Origin of the sequence: Brevibacillus panacihumi W25, assembly GCF_000503775.1 — a bacterium.
Lineage (GTDB): Bacteria > Bacillota > Bacilli > Brevibacillales > Brevibacillaceae > Brevibacillus > Brevibacillus panacihumi_A.
On sequence record NZ_KI629782.1, the window covers coordinates 288,833 to 314,122 of the forward strand.

Sequence of the window (25,290 nt, forward strand, 5' to 3'; positions counted from 1 at the left end):
TCCTGCTATTCCTTTCACTTCTTGCCGCTCCCGAAAAGTCCTTCTGTCTTCGGAAAAAATTTATTCTCCCTCCTACATGCTTCCTTCTTTGCTTTCCTCTGATCGCTCAAGCAATTGCCCTACTTCAGCAGGAGGCTTGCGCGGACGCCGCTTTGTTTTCCGCTTCTTTTTTCGCAGAACAAACAATGCTACCAGCATCAGGCCGAGAGATGCGAGCTGGAGTGGTTGAAGCATCTCGGGATGGAACCATCCGCTCATGACAATCAGATGAAAGAGAACCGCCATGTAAATCAGTATCGAGGCAAGATTTTGCGCTTTCATGTAAGAACCCCTTCCCTTCGCCATCCGTGAAGAAGACTCCCGCTGCTCCGATTTCGCTTGGCGGGAGTCCTCCTTCGAATCATGATGGTTGTCTTGGCGCTCAGCGTTACAGAGGCAATAGCTCTACTGTCTCTTTTGCAGACAGTCCATCTACCATCTTCAGCCACGCTTCAGGCTTCTCGGGCAGCACCGCATAGTAGCGTTTGAGGAAGGTCACGATCAGATCGGCTGACAGCTCTGTCTGGTTCTCATCAGTCGGCATGAAGCCGAGATCCAGCCCGGAGACGGCCTCCCCGTCATTTTGCCAGGATGGGTGAACATAGGAAAAGTTCGTGCGCTTGTAGCCCAGATGAGACAGAACCTCGCGGCGAACGAATGGGTCCATGGGCTTAATTCCACCAAAAGCATGCTCTTCCACGCGATACGGATCGTAGATTTCAGCAAACATTCCATAAAGCTCCTTGCCGTTTTCGGCAGCGAGCGCGTGCAGATCCTTCTCCCGCTGTTTGGCAAGGAAGCGACCAACGCCCAATCCTTCCCGTCCAATGATGGTGAAATCCGTCATCGCGACATTCAGATCCGTGTAGTAGCGATACTCCGTCGCCCCAACTACCTCTTCGTCGTGAACGGCTACGAATACACGGATCCCTGGGTCTTCCAGCGGTTCCTTCCAAAGGCTGTATTCCAGTACCTCTTCCGGTGGAAAGACCTCCTGCATCAGTCGGTGCATTTTGGCGAACAAGGGATCATCGATATGTTGAATGCGAATGTATTGCATGGTTTTCATGCCTCCTTATGCTTGTGTTTCGTTTGAGTGAAACGGATTCTTCCACTCCATGAGAGTTGCGTAGTTCAGGGATTCCTCGTCCTCCAGATAATCCGCTACGACTTTGACAGGTGTACGACCGCAACGCATCAGAAACGTCAGGACCGGGTCTTTTACTTCCCCCTCGATTACGCGTGCCAGGTACTCTTCAGGCGTCCACTGCTGCGCATAGCGGCTGTAACCAGGCATGCGACCACCGCCAAGCAGCCGCTTCAAGCCTTTTTGGACTACAAGCTCGTACATCGCCTGCATCATGCAATGGCCAAGCCTCAGCTTGCGATAACCGGGACGGATGCAAATATCAACGATATACAAGGTGTCTCCAGCCGGATCATGATTGCGGATATAGCCGTTGTCGGTAATTTCTTCCCACTTGTGGTCAGGATGCTGCGGGTCGAAGGCTACCAAAAGGCCCGTCATGGAGCCAGCCAGCTCTCCTTCCACTTCGACGCAAATCGCTCCTTCTGGAAACAATGTGATGTGATTGGTCAACTGCTCTTCGTTCCACCACAACTCGGAGGGGAATGGAGGCGGGAAGCTCTCTGCCTGAATCTGAATCAGCTCCGCAAAATCGGCTTGCGTGTAATTGCGAATCACTGCAGAACGCGGTTTGTCGCCGTCAAATACATACAGTTCTTTGCGGTACATCTCCATCCTCCTTTGCGCTTGAAGGTTATTTCCAATCCGGATACAGATCCGTGCGCCGATCACGCCAGGTTGTTACGGAGCCTTTCTCACGCACATCGTAGAGAAGCTGCAGGTCCAGGTCGGCGGTGACTAGCATGTCGCCATTGATTTCTCCTTCTGCCAGCACACCCCTTGGCGGGAATGGAATATCATTAGGGGTCAAAATGGCAGCCTGTCCAAAATTGGCACGCATAAAATCTACCGTTGGCAAAGAGCCTACGGTTCCTGTGAGAACCACGTAGACCTGGTTTTCAATCGTGCGTGCATGGGAAGTATAGCGAACCCGGTGGAAGGCATGGCGATCATCCGTGCAGGAAGGACAGAAAATCACGTCTGCGCCGCGCGCTTTGGCGATTCGCACCCATTCCGGGAATTCGATATCGTAGCATATAATCATAGCGACTTTTCCCTTGTCGGTCTCAAAAATTTGCAGTGAGTCGCCTGCGCCCATATTCCACCCCTTCACTTCCCAAGGCGTAATATGGATCTTTTTCTGCTGACCGACACGTCCGTCTGGATAGAAGAGAAAAGCGGTGTTGTACAGCTTGCCGTTTTCCTCGATAATGTGCGTGCCGCCGATCAAATGCATTTGGTATTTGCCCGCCAGCGAGCGGAACAGCTCGATGTATCTCTCGGTAAACGAAGGCAACGCTGTGATCGGCAAAGCATTACCCTGCCCATCCCCGATCGACATTAGCTGAGTGGTAAACAACTCCGGAAAAAGCAAAAACTCCGTGTCGTACTCTTCTGCATTTTTAACGTAGTGCTCGACTTGCTGCGCAAATTCTTCAAACGAATGTATCGTATGCAAATGATACTGCACGGCAGATACGCGCATTTTCACCCTTCATTCCTCCTTGCACTTGCTGTAGGTATAGATAATCTCCAATATAACAAAAACATGGTATTCTGTCTCGTCCAGGAACAGTTCTGCGCAAATCTTGCTCCCAAGAAATAAAGCAGCGGCGACCTAAGACCTAAAAGAAAGTCTAGACTCGCCGCAATGGTGCTTGAAACGTTCTATTTAATGAATATCTCGTTTTTTGAAATTGCCACCCTTCACTTCAGCTACGTCATAAACCGTAACAAAGGCATTCTTGTCAGTTTCGCGAATGATATCTTTTATTTTGTTCTCTTCCATACGATTAATCACACAGGTGATTTCCTTGAATTGCTCATTCGAATATCCACCATAAACTTCATTATATGTGGCACTTCGACCTAATCGATCACGGATTGTCTCAATCATTGTTTCGGGTTGAGTCGTGATAATTTTAAAGGTTTTTGAACCACTCAAACCTTCTTCAACGACGTGAATGACTTTGGCAGCAATGTAATAAGCAAGCGCTGAAAGAATCGCTCCTTGTAAGCCGAACACCGTCGAGACAATAATAAAGACAAACATGTTCAAGAATAAAATAAGATCACTTGTCCCAAAAGGCAGTTTTCGGGAAAGCAGTACGGCTAACATGTCGATTCCATCTAATGCGCCTCCATTGCGCAAGGCTAATCCCATACCAAAACCAAGGATAATACCACCTACAACCGTAATCAACAGTGTATCACCATGAATGATCGTTGGGACATGGTGTAGAACGACCGTTCCGACTGCGAGAGAGGCGATCCCGATAACCGAATAAATCGCAAAACTTTTTCCGATTTGCTTATATCCGAGCCAGAGAAAAGGAATGTTCAAGACGGCAATGAGAAGTCCTAGCGGCAACCCAAATAATTTGGAGCCAACGATGCTTAACCCTGTCACACCGCCATCCGATACCCTGTTTGGGATTAATACTGCTTCGAGTCCATATGCTGCAATAAATGCCCCAATGATAACCATCAACACTCGTAGAGCCTTTTGTAGTTTTTGGGGCTTGCGCTTCATGATTGTATTCATCTGATGTCCCCGTTTCATTCTTTCGTTTTCGGTAATCCATTTTTTAACCATTTTATTCTAACACATCATAGTTTCTGATTTATCATAACTCCTGAAAAAACTTCCTAGTTTTTTTTGGATAGTATGTAACATATCGTCTCGCTTTACAGCCTACTCCTATTTTGCTCCATCGCCAGTCTCTTTTCACAAAAAAAGGAAGCGCCCCCTAATGGACGCTTCCATACGTTTATGATCAGGCAAACTGCTTCGACAAATTCGCCATCTCGATTGCAGAGACCGCTGCATCCCAGCCTTTATTGCCTGCTTTGGTGCCTGCACGTTCGATAGCTTGTTCGATCGTATTGGTGGTCAATACGCCGAAAATGACGGGAAGTCCCGTGCGCAATGAAGCGGCGGCAACTCCTTTGGCGCACTCTGAGCATACATAATCGAAATGCGGAGTTGAGCCGCGAATGACAGCCCCTAAAGTCACAACCGCATCGTAGCGGCCGGATTCTGCCATTTTCTGAGCGATCAGAGCAATTTCGAATGCTCCTGGCACCCACGCCACATCAATCTGTTCTTCTTCTACGCCGTGCCGCTTGAGCGCATCCAAAGCTCCTCCCACCAGCTTGTTTACAATCAACTCATTAAATCTTCCTGCCACAATACCAATTCGCAAGCCCGTACCTACTAAATGTCCTTCCATTGTTTTCAATGCTTCCACTCTCCTCGTATTTTACATGTGTAGGAAATGACCCAGTTTTTCTTGCTTTGTCGTCAAGTATCGTTTGTTGTGCGGCTGCTCCGCCATTTCAATGGGGACGCGTTCGATCACCTTCAGACCATACCCTTCCAGTCCGCGAATTTTGCGTGGATTATTGGTCATGAGTCTCATTCCTCGAACCCCTAGATCCCGCAACATTTGCGCACCGATACCATACTCGCGCAAATCCGCGGCAAAACCGAGCTTTTCGTTGGCTTCTACAGTGTCAAAGCCTTGCTCCTGCAAATTGTAGGCACGCAGCTTGTTGATCAGTCCGATTCCACGTCCTTCTTGCCGCAGGTACAGCAACACGCCGCTCCCTGCTTGTTCGATCTGTTCCAGTGCGGCATGCAATTGCGGGCCGCAATCGCAGCGCAGGGAACCAAATACATCACCGGTCAAGCATTCAGAGTGAACGCGGACCAGAATCGGCTCATCTGAAGAAATTTCCCCTTTGATCAGCGCTACATGCTCCTTGCCATCCAAGAGATTGGTATAGGCAGCGATCCGAAAATCACCGAATTCGCTCGGCAGCTGCGCGACGACTTCTCTTTTGACCAGTGACTCAGTCTTCATGCGGTAGCGGATCAAATCCGCGATGCTGATCAGCTTCAGATCAAAGCGGCCCGCAATCTCTTGCAGCTCAGGCAGGCGCGCCATCGTACCATCCTCATTCATGATTTCGCAAATGACGCCTGCAGGAAAGCGACCGGCTATTTGCGCAAGATCGACAGCCGCTTCCGTATGCCCTGCTCTTCGCAAGACACCGCCTGGTTTGGCGACCAAGGGGAAGATATGACCGGGCTTGCGAAAATCGCTCGCCTGCTTGTTCGGGTCCAGCATGGAAAGAACCGTGTGGGAACGTTCCTGCGCAGATATTCCCGTGTGCGTGCTTCGCTCATCCACCGAGACGGTGAACGCGGTGCCCTGTTTATCTGTATTGGTCTCAACCATCGGCTTTAGCTGGAGTCTGGCGGCATGCTCTTCTGTTACGGGCACGCACACCAAGCCCCTTCCATGGGTAACCATGAAATTGATCATTTCCGGTGTCGCTGCGTCTGCCAGGCAAACAAAATCTCCTTCGTTTTCCCGATCTTCATCATCGACGACGATCACAGCTTTTCCTTGACGCAAATCTTCCAGTGCTGCTTCTATTTGATGAAACATGTTGTGCCTCTCCCTCCTTTAGGCAAAGCCGTTTTCCTGCAAGAATGCCAGGCTAAGGCTTGAACCGTTTGGCTTGTCCGCTTGCTCCTTCGGCGATCCGTGGTACAACAGTCTTTCCACGTATTTTCCGATCATATCTGCTTCGAGATTGACCTGCTGTCCCGGCTGTCGATCCTGCAGGCTCGTCATGGCCAATGTGTGCGGAATAATCGATACACGAAAAGACGAATCCTCCACATCAACGACGGTCAAGCTGATGCCATCCAGGCAAATGGAGCCGCGCGGCATGATGTATTTCAACAATTCAGGTCCTGTCTGAATGCGAAACAAGACCGCATTGGCATGCTCTTGACGCGATAAAACGGTTCCGGTGCCGTCCACATGTCCCGATACGAGATGTCCACCCAGACGATCTCCCAAGCGCAGCGCCCGCTCCAGATTGACGCGTTGTCCCGGCACCAGATGACGAAGATTCGTATGCTGGAGCGTCTGTGGCATAACATCCACCTGAAAATGGTGAGCGGTATGCGTTGTGACAGTGAGGCAGACGCCATTGACCGCTATACTGTCGCCGATTTTGACACCTTCCAGAACCGTCTGGGCTCGTATCACCAGCTGGCTGGCCTGATGATCTCCTGAGATGGATTCCAAAACGCCAACTTCCTCTACCAAGCCAGTAAACATGCCCTCACTCCTCTCTTGTTACGGTTGCATCACTTCCATTGCGGATACCCGGTGATGCGAATGTCTTCGGTACCGATGTGCTCAATCTGGGTTTGGATCAAATGGAGCGCCTCCTCCATGCTTGCAATGCCTTCGCCCCCAAAAATGGTTGGCGCGTTCCTTCCGCCGATCAGCTTCAAGGAAACATAACTGATCATTTTTTGGATGGCCTTGGCTTGCAAGAATGCCCCGTTTATTTCTGCTCCTCCCTCCACGAGAAGGGAGGTGATTCCCCGATCTCCCAATACCTCCAATACTTTCTCTACAGTCAACTCACCATCTACGGCGATGACCGAAACCCCTTTCTGAACCAAGGCCTGGCGCTGTTGTTCGCTGGATGCCGTGGAAGTCACAATCCATGTTTCCGCGCAACGATCGTTCACAACCTGGGCTGTCAGCGGCGTGCGCAGACGCCGATCCAATATCACCCGAACAGGCTGCTTTCCCCAGGCCTTTCCGTCTACGCGAGCTGTCAAAGCCGGGTCGTCCGCCAGAACGGTACCACTACCGATCAGGATTGCATCATGTATACGACGCAGCTCGTGAACCTCTCTTCGGGCAGCTTCGCCCGTGATCCACTTGCTGTGACCCGTGTGCGTGGCGATTTTCCCATCCAGCGTGCTGGCTGTCTTCAATGTAACAAAGGGGCGTTTGGTCTGGATGTAATGAAAAAAGACTTCATTCAGCTGTTTCGCTTTCTCTTCCTCGACACCGATAATAACCTCCAGACCTGCCGAACGAAGCTTTTCTACACCGCCTCCCGCTACCTGCGGATTTGGGTCTAACGCTGCCACCACGACCCGGCTGATGCCAGCCTGTATGACCGCCTCTGAGCAAGGGGGCGTTTTTCCAACATGGCAGCATGGCTCCAACGTGACATAGAGAGTCGCATCCTTTGCCAGATTGCCTGCCATTCGCAGGGCATGGACTTCTGCATGCGGCTCCCCTGCCCTCAAATGCGCTCCCATCCCTGCTACGGTGCCATTCTTGACGATGACGGCCCCTACGAGCGGATTGGGACTCGTCTGTCCAGATCCCGCTCTCGCCAACTCGATCGCCATATTCATATATCTGGCGTCCTGTTGCATCTTGCTCCTCCCTTCTCCCACTTGTTTTTTCGCAAAAGAAAACCCTGAACACCTCGCGAGGTGTCAGGGCATAGGGAAAGAAGCCTTGCTTTCCTCGTTTTTTGCAAAACGAGAGGAAAGAAAGCGAGTCTCATCTTCTCCCATCCGGACTTTACCGTCGGCTCTGGAATTGCACCAGATCAGTCGCAAATGCTACATGATTTGCGAGTCGCGGGCTTGGACGCAAATGCGCCATCACCGCCGGTCAGGAATTTCACCTTGCCCTGAAGATGTTTCGTATGCAGTTCCTGCCTGTTCCTTGCCACTTCCTCCTTCCTGAAAAAAATAAATGCCCGTGAGTTCGACTCAGGGCATTGGGAAACAAGCCTCTGTACCACCGTTTTTTGCAAAACGGTCCACGAAGCCAGCCAAATACCTTCTCCCATCCGGACTTTACCGTCGGCCTTGGAATTCCACCAAGTCAGTCGCCATCCAACATCTACGGACAGCGAGTCGCGGGCTCAGACGTGCGTTCGTCATTACCGCCGGTCGGGAATTTCACCCTACCCTGAAGGTTGGTATTCAGTTGTGAACATTATACCACAGTTTTTCAATGAATCAGAAGTTTTCCTTTCTGAGAAATGTTACGAACGGTCTGATAGAGCAGCTCCGTCCCCAGGGCAATATCCGAATAACTGGCGTATTCCTGGGGATTATGGCTGATGCCGTCCCGACAGCGCACAAAAATCATCGCGTAGTCACATACATCAGACAGGGCCAGTGCGTCGTGGAACGGTCCACTCATCAATTCGGGTGGTGCTAGATTCATTTTGGCACTCTCTTCTCGGATCACGTCTTTGATCCACTCCGCACAATAGCGCGGCTCGCTGTTGGTATCTTCGCTGATCGTATATTGCAGGCCATGCTGCATCGCGATCTGTTCGATCTCCTCCCGCAGCTCCCGCTCACGCAAATTCCGTCTCTCCAGGTCGATATCCCGCAGATCGACAGTAAAACGAACCTTTTCCGGAATGATATTGCGGGAATCCGGGAACACCTCCAGATGACCGACTGTTCCTACTGTCGGGGCGGATGGGTCCAATCTCGCCAGCTCATTCAGGGCGACAATGACTTTCGCCGCACCCAACAAAGCATCCTGACGCATGCTCATCGGGACAGAACCCGCGTGTCCAGCAAATCCTGTCATCTCCACCGTCCACCAAAGCGGCCCGGATATTCCGGTGACAATGCCGACTGGCTCATCGCTTTTATCGAGAATCGGTCCCTGCTCGATATGAAGCTCCAAAAAAGCGGCGATACTGCCAGGAGTGTAGAGCGATTCCTCGAACCGATCCGGATCGCAGCCGAAATCCAACAGCGCCTTTCTGCGCGTAATTCCTTGCTTGTCAGTCCGCTCCAGCTCCCCTGGCTCCAATCTGCCTAGAATTCCCCGAGAGCCAAACAGCCCTTTCTGAAACCTGCATCCTTCCTCATCACAAAAGGCTACCACTTCGATTGGTTGTTCCGGCACGATGCCTTGCTCCATCATCGTCTGGACGACCTCCAACCCGCCAAGAACGCCAATGGTTCCATCATAGCGACCGCCGTACGGCTGTGAGTCGATGTGCGAGCCAATCATCAGTACTGGCGCATCGGGATTGCGCCCTTCCAAACGGCCGATCAGATTGCCGAAGTGGTCGATGCGCGTTTGCAAACCTGCCTCCTCCATCCACCCGCGCACCAACTGGACACCAGCCAAATCCTCCGGCGACAGGGCCAGTCGACAAACGCCCGTCTCCCCTATTTTCCCGATTTCCGCCAGTTGCTCCAGTCGTTCCTGCAAGCGTGCCTGCCGGATCGTCAAAGTCCTTTCGCTTCGCTCCATCATCTTTGCTCCCTCCTCGTCTCTACCTTAATGACATCGTATTCCGCTCGTCCGGTTCCTAGTCGCCTTTTCCGGCTTTACTCCAGCAAGGGTGGAAAAGATGCTGATCCAGTCCCCTTTTTGTTATAATGAACGGGAGATATACAGGGGGATGAATGACATGGAAGAATGGTTGAATAAACGTGTGAAAATGAAAGAAGGTCCCAAAAAACGAGGCATTGTGGAGTATATAGATGATCAATACATTGTGGTCTATTTCACCTTTCCCCGCAAGGAACGGGTGATCTTCCCGAGCAAGGAAGCCTTTTTGCATAAAATTGCGTTCATCGATGAAGCCTGACATACGAAAAGCCCTTGGCACCGCTTATTTGCGATGATCAAGGGCTTTTGCATAGCTATATGGGGTTTACGCGTAGTGTTCTTCACGCAGTCGTTTGATTTCGTCGCTTTCGAGATACTCGTCATAGGTCATCATTTTGTCAATGACACCCTTCGGCGTAAATTCGATGATCCGATTCGCGATGGTTTGCACGAACTGGTGGTCATGGGACACGAACAGCAGCGTGCCATCGAAGTCGATCAAACCGTTGTTGAGCGCTGTGATCGATTCCAAGTCCAGATGGTTCGTCGGTTCATCCATGATCAGGACATTGGCGCCAGCCAGCATCATCTTCGAAAGCATGCAGCGCACCTTTTCTCCCCCAGACAGAACATTGGCCTTCTTCAATGCTTCGTCTCCAGAGAAGAGCATGCGGCCCAGGAAGCCGCGGATAAAGGTCTCATCCTGGTCTTTGGAATACTGGCGCAGCCAATCCACGAGGCTGAGATCCGAATCGAAGTACGCCGAGTTGTCTTTCGGGAAGTACGCCTGAGAGGTGGTCACTCCCCACTCGTACGTACCGCTGTCCGCTTCTACTTCTCCCATCAGAATGCGGAAGAAAGTCGTTTTTGCCAATTCGTTTGGACCGACAAAAGCAATTTTATCCCCTTTGTTGATCGCCAGGTGGAGATTTTCAAACAGCTTTTCTCCCTCGACGGTCTTGCTCAAGCCCTCGACAGCCAGCAGGTTTTTGCCCGCCTCGCGCTCTGGCTTGAAGTTGATGAAAGGATATTTGCGGCTGGACGGACGAATGTCTTCCAGGGTGATTTTCTCCAAGAGCTTTTTACGAGAAGTCGCTTGCTTGGATTTGGAGGCATTCGCCGAGAAGCGGGCGATGAACTCCTGCAGTTCCTTCATCTTTTCTTCTTTTTTCTTGTTCTGTTCACGAACCAGCTTCAGCGCCAATTGGCTGGATTCGTACCAGAAATCGTAGTTCCCCACGTACATCTGGATTTTGCCGAAATCGATGTCTGCGATGTGGGTACATACTTTGTTCAGGAAGTGACGGTCATGGGATACCACGATGACGGTATTCTCATAATCCATCAGGAAGTTCTCCAGCCAGCGGATCGACTCGATATCCAGGTGGTTGGTCGGCTCATCCAGCAGCAAGATGTGCGGATTGCCAAACAAAGCCTGTGCCAACAGGACACGGACTTTTTCCGTACCGGCCAAATCCACCATCTTCTTGTCGTGCATCTCGGTCGGAATCCCAAGACCGATCAACAATTCGGCAGCATCCGCCTCAGCCATCCAGCCGTTCAGCTCTTCGAATTCACCTTCGAGCTGCGAGGCGAGAATGCCGTCCGCTTCCGAGAAATCTTCCTTCATGTATAGCGCATTCTTTTGTTCCATGATCTCGTACAGCCGTTTGTGACCCATGATGACCGTTTTCAATACTTCAAATTCATCGAACTCGTAATGGTTCTGTTTAAGTACAGCAATCCGTTCCCCAGGGGTTACAGATACGTGCCCGCTGGTAGGTTCGATCTCTCCGGAGAGGATCTTGACGAATGTAGATTTTCCGGCGCCATTGGCCCCGATCAGACCGTAGCAGTTGCCGGGAGTAAACTTGATGGATACATCTTCAAACAAGGCGCGTTTGCCGTAGCGGAGCGTCACGTTCTGAGTGCTTATCATCTCTATACCTGCCTTTTCGAATCGTTCAAACACTAATCTTATCAGAAAACGGCGATTTTGGCAAAAATGATGACCGGGTAGCGATAAAAACGAAGAGATCGGGGAATCCTACCTGGGAAAATCGCCAGGCAAGAGAGGAGGGATTCGGATGTCCAAGCAAAACGGAGTAAAGAACGAGATGGGCAATAAGGAAAATCCATCACAAACCAGGTCCTCCACCACAGTCGGAAAAGAGGAAACCCGCTCCAAGCAGCGAGGTGAATAGTCAGATAAAAAACCGGCCACCCTTCGTCAGGATGGTCGGTCTTCTTATTCTTCAAAAGCTGGCCTGGATCGGGATAAAGGTAGGCAGGGGCACTTTTTCTTCCGCATCCTCCACGTAAAAGGCTAGATTGTTCAGTTTTACGAAAACGGTGCTCTTCTCTTGCAAATCCAACTCGCAAAAACGTTGCCGGGTCAGTTCTGCTTCAAACAATTCGCCAGTATCCAGCCGCTTCAAGTCCAGGCGGATGATCGGACCAAGCAGGGAAATGTGCTGAATCTGTGCCTGTACGAACTTACTGTCCTGTGCTGCCAATGCGATCTCCACATCATGCGGACGCATGTAGCCGACTGCTGGCCATTCTCCGCCGCGAAGATTTTCCCACTCTGTATCAAACTCTGCCTCGCCCAGTCTGACTTTGCCATCTCGTACACGGCCTCGAAACAGATTGACTCTGCCAAGGAAACTGTAGACGAAGGGATTGGCGGGATGATTATAGATTTCCTCAGGTGAACCTACCTGCTCCACCCTTCCTTCATTCATGACTACGACCTGATCAGCCAACTCCATCGCTTCTTCCTGATCGTGTGTAACGAAGAGAATGGTCAAGCCAAGCTTCTCATGCAAATGACGGAGCCAGCGTCTCAGCTCCTGCCTCACTTTGGTATCCAAAGCGCCAAACGGTTCATCCAGCAAGAGAAATTTGGGTTCCACCGCGAGAGCGCGCGCCAAGGCAACACGCTGTCTTTGCCCACCAGAAAGCTGTGAAGGATAGCGGTGCGCCAATCCATCCAATTGCACCAGACGCAACAGCGAGTGGACCCTTTCCTTGATCTCCTGCTTCGTTGGTCTGGTCTTGCGGTTGCGAACCGCCAGTCCGAAGGCAATATTGTCAAAGATGGTCATATGGCGAAAGAGGGCGTAATGTTGGAAAACAACCCCACCCTGCCGCTCACGCACATCCCGGTTTGTGTTGTCCTCGCCATGAAACAGGATCGCCCCTTCCTCCGGCTGCTCCAGCCCTGCGATCAAGCGCAGTAAAGTCGTCTTCCCAGACCCCGATGGTCCCAGGAGCGCTACCAGTTCGCCTTCTGGAATCTGCAGGCTGACGTTATGCAAAGCCGTAAAATTTTTGTATGATTTGGTGATATTCACGACCTCTATACTCATCCGTGCTCTCTCCTCTAGCGTAGAAGTTAAGGTAGCTCTTCTTTGCGTTGCGTTTTCCATTCGATGATGCTTTTGAGAATCAACGTTACCAGTGCCAGCGCCGCGAGTAAGGTAGCTACCGAAAAGGCTGCCGCAAACTGATATTCGTTGTACAAAATCTCCACGTGAAGCGGCAAAGTATTGGTCATTCCGCGAATATGGCCGGAGACGACGGAGACGGCGCCAAACTCCCCCATCGCCCTCGCATTGCACAGGATGCCCCCGTACAACAACCCCCATTTTACATTTGGTAGGGTCACGCGGAAGAAAGTCTTCCAGCCGCTTGCTCCAAGGGATACGGCCGCCTCCTCCTCATCCTTGCCTTGTGCCTCCATGATGGGAATCAATTCGCGTGCCACGAACGGAAAGGTAACGAAGGTAGTCGCCAAAATGATTCCGGGTACGGCAAAAATGATTTTGATATCATGGGCTTCCAGCCAAGGGTACGCAACACCTTGACTGCCAAACAGCAAAACAAAGATCAAACCAGCGATCACGGGTGAGACTGCGAAGGGCAGGTCAATCAACGTGAGCAAAATATTTTTTCCGCGAAACGTAAACTTGGCGATCGCCCAAGCAGCAGCTACCCCAAAAGTGACATTGAGCGGTACGCTTACGAGAGCGACAAGCAATGTGAGTTTGACTGCCGCGAAGGTCTCTTCGTCCAAGATGGCAGCTACAAACATCTCTGAACCCTGCTTGAACGCCTCCATAAACACAGCGACCAAAGGCAGGATCAAAAACAATCCGAGGAAAAACAAAGCCAGACAGATCAAAAGCCAACGGATCCAGGCTGATTCGGTCATATGCTTCATGGCAGCACCTCCTACCGCGCCGCGTCAAACTTGTTGATTCGCCATTGAAGATAGTTGATGATCAGCAGCATGACAAAGGAAGCAACCAGCATCACGGTCGCAATCGCCGTAGCCCCCGTATAGTCAAACTGCTCGAGCTTGGTCATGATCAACAAGGGGACGATTTCCGTCTTGTGCGGCATATTTCCTGAGATGAAAACGACAGATCCGTACTCGCCTAGGGCACGCGCAAAAGCGAGGGCAAATCCCGTAAGTACCGCTGGCATCAGATGCGGCAGGATCACCCGAAAAAACGTGTTCCAACGAGTGGCACCCAGGGTTGCGGCTGCTTCCTCCATCTGCAAATCCCAATCCTGCAGCACAGGCTGTACGGTGCGCACGACGAAGGGCAGTCCGATGAAGGTCAACGCAACCCAGATTCCCAGCGGCGTGTAAGCGATCTTGATCCCCCACTCCGCTGCAAACTGTCCGATCCACCCGTTTTCAGCGTAAATGGAGGTCAACGCAATACCCCCGACCGCCGTCGGCAAGGCAAATGGAAGATCTACTATGCCATCGATGAACCTCTTTCCTACAAATTGATACCTCGCCAGCACCCAGGCCACCAATACGCCGAAAACGGCATTCATGCAAGCAGCAAAGAACGAAGTAACGACGCTAACCCGAATCGAGGAAAGGACTCTTTCATCCAGAATCGTTCCGATGAACGCCTCCCAGCTCATCGTAGACGCTTTTAAAAATAAAACGGACAGAGGGATGAGCACGAGCAGACTGAGATAAATGATCGTATAGCCCATGGTCAGTCCAAAGCCTGGCAAAAACCCGCTGATCCGCGACGTTTTTCTTTTCATGATGTTACTCCTCTGGCATGGATATGTGTTTTAGGGCTTATAGATTTGGTCGAAAATGCCTTGGTCGGCGAAATGCTCTTTTTGCGCCTTGCTCCATCCGCCAAAGATCTCATCAATGGTAAACAGCTCGATCTCGGGGAAAGCTGACGCATGTGCCCTCAACACTTCCTCCGAGCGGGGACGATAGTAATGCTTGGCGGCGAGCTCCTGTCCCTGCTTGCTGTAAAGAAACTGCAAATAGGCTTCCGCTACTTCTCTGGTACCGTGTTTGTCAGCGTAGCGATCAACGACCGTGACAGGCGGCTCCGCCAAAATGCTGGTCGAAGGATTGACTATTTCAAACTTGTCTTTGCCCAGCTCATGGACGGCAAGATAGGCTTCATTCTCCCAGGCAATTAACACATCGCCGATGCCGCGTTCTACGAATGTTGTCGTTGCACCGCGTGCTCCCGAATCGAGGACCGGAACATTTTTGAACAATTGCGTGACGAATTCCCTGGCCTTCGCCTCATCACCGTTGTTGTGCTTCAACGCATACCCCCAGGCGGCCAAATAATTCCATCTAGCGCCGCCAGACGTCTTGGGATTAGGTGTGATAACCCCGATCCCGGGCTTGATCAGATCATCCCAATCCTTAATTTGTTTGGGATTTCCTTTTCTGGTGAGAAACACGATCGTAGACGTGTAGGGGGAGCTATTGTCTGGCAGCTTCTTCTGCCAGTCAGTTGCGATCAATCCCCGTTCGGCAATCGCGTCGATGTCATAGGCGAGAGCCAATGTCACGACGTCAGCCTCCAAACCGTCGATGACGGAACGAGATTGTTTTCCTGAGCCGCCATGCGATTGTTTTATCGTCAGCGTCTGACCTGTCTTCTCTTTCCAATCGGAGATAAACGCTTTGTTAATATCCTGATAAAACTCTCGGGTCGGATCGTAGGACACGTTTAATAAATCAAGAGTTGCTGTCTCACCCGCCGCAGTCCCCTCTCCCCCTGTTGTTTGAGCGCATCCACCGATACTCAAGGCCAGCACCACGATCCCTAGTCTCCGAAAGATGCGCGCAAAGAACTTTTCAAATGTCTTCATCTTGCTTCTCTTCACTCCTCATAAACTCATCTGCCCCATATATCCTCATCTACCCTATGCCCAATAGGTAGGCAAAGTTCGGGGGCAGTTCGCCCTGGAGAAAAAATAGGCGCTTCTAACTTTGCTTATGACAATCAAAAAGAAGCCCTCTTCGTAACGAAGAAAGCTTCTTTTCATGCTTGGGACGTCTTATGGCTTCACCTGCTGCCAGAGATTGATGGCGAACAACAAGATCCCCACACCCAAAATCAGGGAACCGATGATGGTACCGACTACAAAGCCCTCGACTTGGGTCAACAGCATCAAAAACAAAGATCCCTGCATGACGGGCAGGCCGATATTGTGCAACCAGAAGTGCCACGTCGCCAGTTTGGTCTGGGCCGCTGCTGGAAAAGCGATGTAAATGAGACCGATGATCGCGAGCGATACCCAGCCGACCAGATTCAAGTGCGCATGCACAGAGGAATAGGAAAAAGCCTTGGTAATTCCCATCACAATACCCAAGATAATGGCAATGACAAAATAAAATGCGGCAATTTTCAACAAGCGCGCTGCCAAGTTTCCACCTCCTTTTCGTATCGTGTTACATGTATATTCCACAACGAAAGGCTCACGACCATTTTCCTTCAGGCAGGTTGTCCTGATTTGGATCTACACAAAATAAAAACAGCCGTATCCGACTGAGGAAATGGCTGTTTTAAAATGTTTCTGTGTATTCAATTCATCATTCCAGGTGGTTATGGATTTACATTAAGCTGCTATGATCCTTGAATCCCGCTGCTGCCAAATCCACCGCTACCACGCTCGGTCTCATCCAGCTCGTCCACGACCTCAAATACTGCCAGGGGAACCTGAGCGACAACCCCCTGCGCGATCCGGTCTCCTTTTCGTATCAGATAGCTATGCTTGTCGACCTCGACCGCCACTTCCACAGATTTTTCCCCTGCATCCAGACACGTATATCCTCGTTCTCCGGATGCTGTGCGGATGTTGTCGATCAACACGCATACCTCACCGCGATAACCGGCATCCACGGTGCCAGGCGCATTAGAGAGGCGCAGCTTCGTCTTGGCTCCGATGCCCGAGCGGGGACGCACTTGCAATTCATATCCTTCTGGCAAAGCAAATGCCAAGCCTGTCGGGATTTTGGCCGATGCTCCCGGCGCGATCAGCGTATCTTCCACGGCTACCAGATCAAATCCGGCATCCATCTCTCTTGCGTATTGAGGAATCACGGCATCCCCATGCAATTTCTTAATCTTGACAAGCGCACGCACGCGCTGACTGTTTGCATTCATTTCAGGTCTCTCCTCTGCTATGCCTTTCATCCTTCCTAGTGTACAAGAAGAGGTCCCCCCCTTCAAGACACACACCTGTCTTTCAATCGTGGCTTCCATTCTCATTTTTTCATAGAAAGCTCACATTTCCCTTTCATTTTCTGCGCATTTCCTGCTCTCCTGTGATATAATCACCGTTGCATCAAAAAATTTCATACGATAAAAGAAAGGGTGGGATTGTACATTGCAAGTACAAAAACCATTTCGAATTCTGCTTTTCTACAAGTATACTCCGTTGGATAACTATGAGGAGTATGCAGCAGAGCATCTTCAGTTCTGCAAAGAGAACGGCCTTTTGGGACGCGTAATAGTCGCTCCTGAAGGAATCAACGGTACAGTTTCCGGTACCATCGAACAGACGGAAGCTTACATGAACTACGTGCGAAGCGATTCCCGTTTTGCCGACATGTGGTTCAAAATCGACGAGTCGGACTCACATGCCTTTAAAAAGATGTTTGTCCGTGCAAAAAAAGAGTTGGTTACCTGGCGTTTGGAAGAGGATGTCGACCCCAACGTGAAGACAGGCAAATACCTGAGCCCCAAAGAATTTTATGAGATGCTCCAGCAAGACGATGTCGTGGTTCTCGACGGTCGCAACTACTATGAGTACGATCTGGGGCATTTCCGTGGAGCCATCCGGCCTGAAGTCGATTCTTCCCGCGAGTTTCCAGAGTGGATTCGCGAAAATATGAGCCAGTTTAAAGATAAAAAGATTCTCACCTACTGCACAGGCGGAATCCGATGTGAAAAACTGACTGGCGTTCTGTTGAACCAAGGCTTTGAAAACGTCTATCAGCTTCACGGCGGTATCGTCACGTACGGAAAAGATCCGGAAGTAAAAGGTCGTCTCTGGGACGGTAAATGCTACGTGTTCGATGAACGCATCTCGGTGCCGATCAACCAGACCGAAGAGGACGTCGTCATCGGCCGGTGCTACTACTGCGGAAAAGCAGAAGACCGTTACGTCAACTGTGCCAACCCGTTCTGCAACAAGCAGCACTTCTGCTGTCCAGAATGTGAACAAACCTATAAACGCTCCTGCTCCGACGAATGCCGTGAACACCCGCGCAACCGTTTCGTCGAAGAAGAGGAAAAGGCCAAGCTGCAAGCTGCAGGCCAAAAAGCGTAGCCTATAACAAAAAAAAAGCTGATTCCATCTCGGGATCAGCTTTTTTTCATCGTTATTCTGACAGGCACGGTACTTGCCCTGATCAAGGAGAACAGGCCGTTTATCGTAAGCAGAATAACCGCAAGCATTGTCAGCTCTTTCAGATCAGGGGCGAACAAAGAAAACGTATGCCAGCTTACCTTCACAGCGTAAAGCAACCCCGGGATCAGCAGCCCCGCCAACAGAAAAAACAAGCATCCGGTCATGCCCCAGGTCCACTTCCCGCACTTCGTCATCTGTCCGCGCCATAGTGCAGCGATAATCCACGAGGTGTACCCCATCAAGACCAGAATGAACCCGATAGCCAGCCACCGTTCCCATATAACGGGAAAGGTGATGGGTATTGTGTCACCCGTTAGCAATAATTCCTCCAAGCCTCTCACGACTATCGACAAGCGATCCTCTTCCAATCGGTTATTTTGATTGGTCAACATGACGATACCCCATCCGGATTCAGGAAGAAGTACAAGTTCCGCACGAAAATCCGGCGTTGAACCTGCGTGCCAGACCCGCGTTTCACCTGCATTTGTTTGCGTGATTCGCCACCCAAACCCATAGAAGCTTCCTGGACGCACCTGGATCTCAGGCTGCATCATTTCCTTTGTCCGTTGAGCGGATACGACCGTTCCCGGTTGCTGCAGCGCGATCAAAAACCTCGCCATGTCGGACGAACTGGCAGCAAGATAACCATAAGGCGCACCGCCGTTGTCATACGGATTTTCGCTTGGAATCGAGAGGCCGAGCCAGGAGCGATAACCTGGTTGCCATCCCAGCGCTTCCGCTTTTTGCACCGTGGCTGCCGTATGCTCCATCCCTAAAGGTGTAAAAATATGGGACTCCATATAATTCGCATAGGTCATGCCGCTCACTTCCTCGATCACGGCACCGAGCAAGGCGTAATTGGCATTGCTGTAGATATGTTTCGCACCAGGATCAGCCTCGCTTTTTTCACCGGCTAGCTCTCTTGCGTTGCGCTGGATCGCCAATTGATCTCTGGCGCCACGATCCGCAATATTCATACCAGCCTGATTGCCAAATCCGCTCGTCTGTGACAATAGCTGGCGTATCGTGATCCGTGATGCTTCTTCCGGATCCTCTAAGGTAAACCAGGGCAAGTATTTTTGGACAGGCTCGTCTGCCTGTAGAATGCCCTCGTCAATCAAGCGCATGATCCCGTAAGCAGTCACCGACTTGCTTATAGACCCGATTAAAAACGGAGTCTCTGACGTGACGGTTTCCTTCTCCCCGCCCGTTACTCCCCACGAGCGTGCATAGACCTGTTCCCCTTGGTAGACCAAAGCAACAGAGCCCCCGGGTGCACCCAGTGCCGCGATTGCTTCGTCCAGATAACGATCTACGGATTGCAGCCGCTCTTTCGTCAACGCAGGTCCTTTTTGTTTTTCGACAGCAATTGTCTTAGCAGGCAGGCATGGGATGAGTAAGACAAGCATAATGACCAGTATCAGAAACTTTCGCATGATAACCTCCCCATCACCACTCTACCAGAATCGACCATACGGATAACCCGGCAGGAGATGGATCGAGAACCCGGTCTCGAGTCGGAGTTTTCCTCCTCACGATCGGGTATCCCCTTCCCTTTCCCATGAGATCAGGTAAGATAGAAAGAAGTCCAAATTGAATGAAAAAGGTGATCGATGATGTGTATGCATGAATCATCCATTATGACCTTGCAAAGAGCGATGGAGGAGGGTAAAACAACCTCACGGGAGTTGACGCTCTCATTCTTGAAAAGAATTGCGGCGCACGACAAACAAGGTGTAGCCATCAACGCGATCAGTGAAGTCAATCCGGATGCGTTACATATTGCTGAATCAATGGACCGGGAGCGTGAGGTGGCTGGAAGCCGCGGCCCCCTGCATGGGATTCCGATTCTGATCAAGGATAATATCGCGACAGCAGACAGCATGCACACCACAGCCGGTTCCCTGGCACTGGCAGATTCCTATGCCTCTGCTGATGCTTTCCTCGTCTCTCGTCTCCGGGCAGCCGGCGCTGTTTTGCTTGGCAAGACCAACTTAACCGAATGGGCCAATTTCATCTCGGACCACATGCCCAACGGATACAGCTCGAGAGGCGGACAGGTGCGCAATCCCTACGGCCCTGATGTGTTTGACGTTGGCGGCTCCAGTGCCGGATCGGGAGCGGCGATCGCTGCCGGTTTTGCTGTCGCTGCGGTCGGGACAGAAACCTCCGGCTCCATCCTCTACCCTTCCGCCTGCAATTCCTTGGTCGGGATCAAGCCCACTGTAGGTCTAATCAGCCGCTCCGGCATCATCCCCATCGCGACAAGTCAGGATACAGCAGGTCCGATGGCCCGCACGGTAGAAGATGCTGCGATCCTGCTTTCCGCCATGGCTGGATACGATGAACATGACCCTGCGACTGGCAGAAGTATCGGGCTCGCTCCTTGCGACTACCAGTCCTGTCTCGACAAGAACGGCTTGCAGGGGGCTCGTGTAGGTATTGTCCGCTCTGGTTATCTGGCCGCATTCAGTCGGGAAGAGCAGGCTTTGTATGACGAGTCGATCGCTGTCCTGCAGAAAGCTGGTGCAACGGTGATCGAATCCGTCACGATTCCAACAGAGGAAGCCAACTGGCAGAATGCCGTTCTGATCCATGAGTTCAAATCAGGCATCAACGCCTATCTGAAAACACTTCCAGCTGACTTCCCACTCCGCACGTTGAAGGATCTCATCGCCTGGAACAAAAAGCATGAAGCGGAAGCTCTGCGCTATGGGCAGTCGCTGTTCGAAAAGGCGGAGCAGACGAGCGGCTCATTGGCGGATGCGGCCTATATCGAAGCTCGTCTCTACGATTTGGAGATGTCGCAAACCCGCGGCATCGATGCTGCTATGAAGGAACACCAGCTAGATTGTTTGGTCTTTCCGATGAGTGAAGGGGACAGCATCGCGGCGCGTGCCGGCTATCCATCCGTTTGTGTTCCTGCTGGCTATACAACGGCTGGAAAGCCCTTTGGCATCATGTTCACTGGTTTGGCTTTCCAGGAACCAGCCCTGATCCGCTTGGCTTACGCTTACGAACAGAATAGTCTGAGACGAGTGGCGCCTCCTTTGCTGGATGAGCAACATACAGGGCGGTGAAGACGGCAAAAAGCAGTGCATGCTCACTTTTACGAGCATATGCACTGCTTTTCTCATTCCTACATCGTCTTTTCGTTCTCAGCCTTGCCTAGACGCTCCTGGAACACAGCCCCTAGTTGTCCAATATCCACTTCCCACTTTTCGTCCTTGTAGTAGACGGTTGCTTTGGACTCCCCTTTGATTCCTACGATGCGAATGCTTGCCGTCTTCACTTCATAACTGCCGTCCGGCTGGAAGGTAATATCCGCATCCTTCAATTCAGCATCCAGGATCGGAGTGATCGTTTTTTCGACCACTTCCTGCGTAGCCTGAGCGGCTGTCCGCCCCATCTGGATCACTTCCTCGGGCGTAAATTGGAAAAACAAGACCAAAACAACCCCGATCAGAGCAACGATGGAAAGAATGCGGATCAAGCCCTTCACCAACCATTGAACAGCGACGATGACGACGATGATGCACAGCGCGATCGGCCAGTAATCTTTGACAAATTGAAGCAATTGCTCCACTGTTCACCACTCCTTTGTACTATTCTCGCCAAAAAATGGCAAGAACATATTCTTTCAGCCTGAAATCCGAAGTGGTCTCATGCTTTCGCAGGGTTGACAGGATTTGGTCAAACCCAACTCTTTGATCGTACAAAAAAAAACGCCGCACTTCAAGGCGGCGATAAAAGTAGAGCAAGATTAATTTCCTTGGGCCATTTTTGTGTGAACTCGGACTTCATGACCCAATGTATTCGCAAGAAACACCGCATACTCCAACGGTCTGCGAATCGCCTTTTGATACTGCTGACGAAGGCCCATCTCCCGAAAAATTTCACGCGCTGGCTTGGGGTTAACTTCGATCAGCCAGGCACGCCCATCTACATCAATGCCAATATCGAGACCGAACTCTACCATTCTGCCGAAATGGTTTTCCAGTGTTTGGACGGTTTCAAAAGCCAACCTTTCACAATCCGCCACAATCTGTTTCGTCTGTCCCTCCCCAAAACGGGGACGCAGCAATTGCTCGGCTGGGACTGCCTTTCCTCCCCCATGAAGGTTGGAGGTAGCGCTTTTTTCCTGGCCGATTCGAATGCCGTGGCCAGTGATGCTCCATTCGCCAGTACCGTCCTTCTGGATCAGCAGGCGCATATCGACCGCTCTTTTGGGGACCAGATCGAGACGCAGGCCTTGCTGCACGATATATTTTTGGCCTTTGGTCCAGCGATCAACCCATTTTTGGACAGACGATACTCGGGCTAGCACCGCAGATACTTTTGCCCGATTCCGGTCGCGGCCCAGCAAGCGGTAGCCCCCTGCTGCCCGTTCGATGCGAAGAATATTGCGCCCGCCCGTTCCGTTAAGCGGTTTTACGTACAGAAGCGGATGTCTCCCAAGCATTTGCGCCAGCTTTCCTCGATTGTAAAGCCATGTCTCGGGCAGCCATTGATGCATGCGCGGATCTTTGTACAGCACTTCGTGAACGCGCCATTTATTGGCAAGCCGGTTGTTGACATATAGAAACGTGCTCGTACGACGAAAAGAAACATAGTCTTTGAATGCTTGCGTCGGCGTGTAACGATAACGGTCAAAGACGGCATCCGGGCGCCCAAACATTTGGCCTTGCCATTTGCCCTGTTCATTTAAAATATAGCCTCTTACCCGCTTTCCGGAAGCCAATACATCCTTGGGTGAAAACAAAAAGACATGGCAGCCCAGTTCCCGGCCTGCCCGAAGCAATTTGCGAAAATAGGCGGGTTCCGCGAATCTTTTTCCCTCCCGCCAGGTGAGAACGCCGATTGTGGGTCGTTTCATCCGACCACCCTCCCTCGTGACCTTCCTGGCAGCAGTTTATTCACCAAAGACTAGTTTGGCACTTCCTCCAGCTTATTTTGCAAAGCTTGCAAGTCTGTTGGCAGCGGTACATCTACGGTGACGAGCTGCCCGCCAAAAGGATGCGTGAATTGCAGACGTGCAGCATGCAGTGCTTGTCGAGCAATGAGCATCTTCTTCCCGCCGTATAGTGCGTCTCCCAGCAACGGATGACCGATATGACGGAGATGAACACGAATCTGATGGGTTCTTCCTGTCTCCAGGGAGCATTCGATCAGTGTGACGCCATCATAGCGATCGAGCACCTGATAATGGGTGATCGCCGCTTCTCCAGATGGCGTTACCCTTCTTCGCGTAGGGTGATTGCGGTCTCGTCCAATCGGCTCGTTGATTGTTCCGCGGGCTGTTTTCATACTCCCCTGGACAAAAGCCAAATACGTCCGCCTGATCTGTCGCTCACGCAGCAATTCATCCAGCAAGGCAGCGGCCCAAGCATGCTTGGCGTAAAGGACAACGCCAGATGTATCCTGATCAAGCCGGTGCACATGACGCACTTTGCTTTGTACGCCCGTTCGCGCGAAATGGCCAGCCACCAGATGATCCAGGGTATGCCGATGGTGCTTTTCCGTCGGGTGAAGGAGCACACCAGCAGACTTGTTCACTACTAGTAGATGATCGTCCTCGTACCGTACATCTAGTGGTTCGGTAACGGGTTCTACGCCAAATGGCTCCGGCAGACAGACCCGGAGCCGAAGCTCTTGCCCGGCTTCTCCTTTTGCATGTTGGGCAACCGGCAAACCGTTTACCAAAATGTCTTTATGCTGAAACAAAAGATGGACCTGCTTGCGCGGCAGTTTCCAATCCTCGCGCAGCAGGTTCCCCAGAGGATGGTGTGTGTCGCTCTCAAGCAATCTCGTTACGAGCCACTCACCGTCTTTTTGCATTTCCCGCATCTTTCTACAACCCTCTCGCTTGCGGTTTTTACGATTGCGCCAATCCCTCGCTCACCTGTACAGCGCGATCGAGGAAACGCTCGATTTCTTCGCGGCTTTTGCCTAATTTGCTGACAAAGCGCACCACTTCTTGACCCTTGTAGAATGCGATGAAGCTGGGGATGCCGAATACATCCAACCGCTGGGACAATTCCGGCAAAGTATCGCGATTGATCTCGACCATATCCAATTTGTCCGCATAGGCCTTCTCTACTTCGGGCATGAACGGATCGATCCGGTGACAATCCGGGCACCAATCGGTAAAAAATTTCACTATCACAGGCTTCTCCCCTGTAATCACTTGGTCAAATTCCGCTTCCGTTTTGATTTCTCTCATGCTGTTTCCCTCCAGTGAAAGATTTGGCAATAGTGTAGCACAACTCTGTTCTTGTTGCCGCAAAGGAATTTATATCGTTTCTCCTTTTTCGACCAATATCCGGACAAAGGCCTCGGCAGGTTTGGACAAAGGTCTGTCTTTGCGATATGCGACCACGAGCGTACGGCTTGGTTTCGACGTAAGCGGCACATAGACAGGCGGCTCCGCAGATCCGGGCGCAAGAGCGATCATTTTCGGAGCAAAAGACAGCCCCATTCCTGCCGACACTAGAGATTGCACCGTCTGGATGTTGCTGCTTTCAAAGACGATGCGCGGGCGAAACCCGGCTAATTCGCACAAGCGCAAAGAAATGGTGCGAAAGCCTTGCCCTTCTTTCAATAATATAAACGGTTGATCTGCTACTTCTGCGAGATCGATCTCTTTTCGCTTTGCCAGCGGATGCTGCGGCGGCAAGGCAAGGAAGATCTCCTCATTGATCGCGGGAATGGTCTCAATCGACGGATCGCCGATCGGCATCGTCAGAAGACTGACATCAATTTTGCCTCTGACCAGCAATTGCTCCAGGTGGCTTGAGGTATCCTCTACCAATTGCAGCTCTACCCCCGGAAAACGCTTGGTAAAGGCCGAGATGACATGCGGCAGCACATACGCCCCGGTGATCGGCAAGCTGCCGACCATGAGCTTTCCGCTTTCTCCCACCGCATAGGAACGCATTTCACGCTCCAAGCCTTCCGACATGTCCACGAGGGTTTGCGCAACTTGTACAAAGCGTTGACCCGCATCCGTCAGCTCAACATGCTGCGGCAAACGATGAAACAATGTCACCCCCAGCAGCTTTTCCAGTTTGGCGATCTGTTGGCTCAAGGATGGCTGGGCAAGGTGCAAACGATTCGCTGCGCGAGAAAAACTGCGTTCTTCCGCAACTGCCAGTACATAACGGACTTGTCGTAACTCCATAA

The 25,290-nt window shown here is 51.4% G+C and carries 26 protein-coding genes and 2 riboswitches; of the genes, 3 read left to right on the forward strand and 23 right to left on the reverse strand.

From position 1 onward, the window contains the following. Window positions 1–72: 72 nt before the first annotated feature. The 10 genes from T458_RS30810 to T458_RS30860 all read right to left on the reverse strand — a co-directional run bounded on the left by T458_RS30810 (window position 73) and on the right by T458_RS30860 (window position 9,318). The gene (locus T458_RS30810) at window positions 73–321 is read right to left on the reverse strand and encodes a hypothetical protein (RefSeq protein WP_023554330.1); all 249 of its coding nucleotides are present in this window, start codon (window positions 319–321) and stop codon (window positions 73–75) included. Window positions 322–427: 106 nt separating this feature from the next. After that, window positions 428–1,099: a hypothetical protein gene (locus tag T458_RS30815; RefSeq protein WP_023554331.1), complete on the reverse strand. Its 672-nt coding sequence runs from the start codon at window positions 1,097–1,099 to the stop codon at window positions 428–430. Between the two features lie 15 nt (window positions 1,100–1,114). Beyond that, window positions 1,115–1,795, reverse strand: coding sequence for a GNAT family N-acetyltransferase (locus T458_RS30820; RefSeq protein WP_023554332.1), 681 nt, complete (start codon window positions 1,793–1,795; stop codon window positions 1,115–1,117). 25 nt (window positions 1,796–1,820) lie between these two features. Then, window positions 1,821–2,678, reverse strand: coding sequence for a carbon-nitrogen hydrolase family protein (locus T458_RS30825; RefSeq protein ID WP_023554333.1), 858 nt, complete (start codon window positions 2,676–2,678; stop codon window positions 1,821–1,823). A gap of 180 nt (window positions 2,679–2,858) precedes the next feature. Continuing rightward, window positions 2,859–3,731 (reverse strand): YitT family protein, encoded by an 873-nt coding sequence (locus T458_RS30830; protein WP_031305321.1) that lies wholly within the window; start codon window positions 3,729–3,731, stop codon window positions 2,859–2,861. Window positions 3,732–3,963: 232 nt separating this feature from the next. Beyond that, the gene (gene ribH / locus T458_RS30835; RefSeq protein WP_023554335.1) at window positions 3,964–4,428 is read right to left on the reverse strand and encodes a 6,7-dimethyl-8-ribityllumazine synthase; all 465 of its coding nucleotides are present in this window, start codon (window positions 4,426–4,428) and stop codon (window positions 3,964–3,966) included. A gap of 21 nt (window positions 4,429–4,449) precedes the next feature. After that, a complete protein-coding gene (locus T458_RS30840; RefSeq protein WP_023554336.1) occupies window positions 4,450–5,643 on the reverse strand; it encodes a bifunctional 3,4-dihydroxy-2-butanone-4-phosphate synthase/GTP cyclohydrolase II in 1,194 nt (397 codons plus the stop codon). Window positions 5,644–5,661: 18 nt separating this feature from the next. Next, entirely contained in the window at window positions 5,662–6,327 is a 666-nt protein-coding gene (locus T458_RS30845) for a riboflavin synthase (protein WP_023554337.1), read from the reverse strand. Between the two features lie 29 nt (window positions 6,328–6,356). Continuing rightward, window positions 6,357–7,454: a bifunctional diaminohydroxyphosphoribosylaminopyrimidine deaminase/5-amino-6-(5-phosphoribosylamino)uracil reductase RibD gene (gene ribD / locus T458_RS30850; protein WP_023554338.1), complete on the reverse strand. Its 1,098-nt coding sequence runs from the start codon at window positions 7,452–7,454 to the stop codon at window positions 6,357–6,359. Window positions 7,455–7,582: 128 nt separating this feature from the next. After that, window positions 7,583–7,729, reverse strand: a riboswitch (FMN riboswitch). Between the two features lie 134 nt (window positions 7,730–7,863). Further along, a riboswitch (FMN riboswitch) is annotated at window positions 7,864–8,013 on the reverse strand. Window positions 8,014–8,043: 30 nt separating this feature from the next. Then, a complete protein-coding gene (locus tag T458_RS30860; protein WP_031305323.1) occupies window positions 8,044–9,318 on the reverse strand; it encodes a M20 family metallo-hydrolase in 1,275 nt (424 codons plus the stop codon). 160 nt (window positions 9,319–9,478) lie between these two features. Between T458_RS30860 and T458_RS30865 the strand changes: the two genes are divergently transcribed. Continuing rightward, window positions 9,479–9,658 (forward strand): hypothetical protein, encoded by a 180-nt coding sequence (locus T458_RS30865; RefSeq protein WP_023554341.1) that lies wholly within the window; start codon window positions 9,479–9,481, stop codon window positions 9,656–9,658. Window positions 9,659–9,724: 66 nt separating this feature from the next. Here T458_RS30865 and T458_RS30870 read toward each other — a convergent pair whose 3' ends face one another. The 7 genes from T458_RS30870 to T458_RS30900 all read right to left on the reverse strand — a co-directional run bounded on the left by T458_RS30870 (window position 9,725) and on the right by T458_RS30900 (window position 16,859). Continuing rightward, window positions 9,725–11,338: an ABC-F family ATP-binding cassette domain-containing protein gene (locus tag T458_RS30870; protein WP_023554342.1), complete on the reverse strand. Its 1,614-nt coding sequence runs from the start codon at window positions 11,336–11,338 to the stop codon at window positions 9,725–9,727. A gap of 316 nt (window positions 11,339–11,654) precedes the next feature. After that, entirely contained in the window at window positions 11,655–12,770 is a 1,116-nt protein-coding gene (locus tag T458_RS30875) for a sulfate/molybdate ABC transporter ATP-binding protein (RefSeq protein WP_023554344.1), read from the reverse strand. Between the two features lie 26 nt (window positions 12,771–12,796). Further along, on the reverse strand, window positions 12,797–13,624 hold the full coding sequence (cysW, locus tag T458_RS30880; RefSeq protein ID WP_023554345.1) for a sulfate ABC transporter permease subunit CysW: 828 nt from the start codon (window positions 13,622–13,624) through the stop codon (window positions 12,797–12,799). An 11-nt stretch (window positions 13,625–13,635) separates the two neighbouring features. After that, on the reverse strand, window positions 13,636–14,475 hold the full coding sequence (gene cysT / locus T458_RS30885; RefSeq protein ID WP_023554346.1) for a sulfate ABC transporter permease subunit CysT: 840 nt from the start codon (window positions 14,473–14,475) through the stop codon (window positions 13,636–13,638). Between the two features lie 30 nt (window positions 14,476–14,505). Continuing rightward, the gene (locus T458_RS30890; protein ID WP_023554347.1) at window positions 14,506–15,561 is read right to left on the reverse strand and encodes a sulfate ABC transporter substrate-binding protein; all 1,056 of its coding nucleotides are present in this window, start codon (window positions 15,559–15,561) and stop codon (window positions 14,506–14,508) included. Window positions 15,562–15,750: 189 nt separating this feature from the next. Next, a complete protein-coding gene (locus T458_RS30895; protein WP_023554348.1) occupies window positions 15,751–16,119 on the reverse strand; it encodes a hypothetical protein in 369 nt (122 codons plus the stop codon). A gap of 200 nt (window positions 16,120–16,319) precedes the next feature. After that, window positions 16,320–16,859, reverse strand: coding sequence for a dUTP diphosphatase (locus T458_RS30900; protein WP_023554349.1), 540 nt, complete (start codon window positions 16,857–16,859; stop codon window positions 16,320–16,322). A 223-nt stretch (window positions 16,860–17,082) separates the two neighbouring features. Between T458_RS30900 and trhO the strand changes: the two genes are divergently transcribed. Then, on the forward strand, window positions 17,083–18,027 hold the full coding sequence (gene trhO / locus T458_RS30905; protein ID WP_023554350.1) for an oxygen-dependent tRNA uridine(34) hydroxylase TrhO: 945 nt from the start codon (window positions 17,083–17,085) through the stop codon (window positions 18,025–18,027). 35 nt (window positions 18,028–18,062) lie between these two features. Here trhO and T458_RS30910 read toward each other — a convergent pair whose 3' ends face one another. Further along, window positions 18,063–19,544, reverse strand: a complete 1,482-nt coding sequence (locus tag T458_RS30910) for a serine hydrolase domain-containing protein (protein ID WP_023554351.1) — start codon at window positions 19,542–19,544, stop codon at window positions 18,063–18,065. Between the two features lie 177 nt (window positions 19,545–19,721). Between T458_RS30910 and T458_RS30915 the strand changes: the two genes are divergently transcribed. After that, window positions 19,722–21,188, forward strand: coding sequence for an amidase family protein (locus T458_RS30915; RefSeq protein WP_031305324.1), 1,467 nt, complete (start codon window positions 19,722–19,724; stop codon window positions 21,186–21,188). A gap of 59 nt (window positions 21,189–21,247) precedes the next feature. On the opposite strand, the gene T458_RS30920 is transcribed toward T458_RS30915, so the two are convergent. The 5 genes from T458_RS30920 to T458_RS30940 all read right to left on the reverse strand — a co-directional run bounded on the left by T458_RS30920 (window position 21,248) and on the right by T458_RS30940 (window position 25,288). After that, a complete protein-coding gene (locus T458_RS30920) occupies window positions 21,248–21,694 on the reverse strand; it encodes a hypothetical protein (protein WP_023554353.1) in 447 nt (148 codons plus the stop codon). A 177-nt stretch (window positions 21,695–21,871) separates the two neighbouring features. Then, window positions 21,872–22,984, reverse strand: a complete 1,113-nt coding sequence (locus T458_RS30925) for a YheC/YheD family endospore coat-associated protein (RefSeq protein WP_023554355.1) — start codon at window positions 22,982–22,984, stop codon at window positions 21,872–21,874. 50 nt (window positions 22,985–23,034) lie between these two features. After that, complete coding sequence (locus T458_RS30930) at window positions 23,035–23,955, reverse strand: RluA family pseudouridine synthase (protein WP_023554356.1); 921 nt, start codon at window positions 23,953–23,955, stop codon at window positions 23,035–23,037. 28 nt (window positions 23,956–23,983) lie between these two features. Beyond that, the gene (locus tag T458_RS30935) at window positions 23,984–24,331 is read right to left on the reverse strand and encodes a thioredoxin family protein (protein WP_023554357.1); all 348 of its coding nucleotides are present in this window, start codon (window positions 24,329–24,331) and stop codon (window positions 23,984–23,986) included. Between the two features lie 69 nt (window positions 24,332–24,400). After that, complete coding sequence (locus T458_RS30940; protein WP_023554358.1) at window positions 24,401–25,288, reverse strand: LysR family transcriptional regulator; 888 nt, start codon at window positions 25,286–25,288, stop codon at window positions 24,401–24,403. Window positions 25,289–25,290 lie beyond the last annotated feature (2 nt).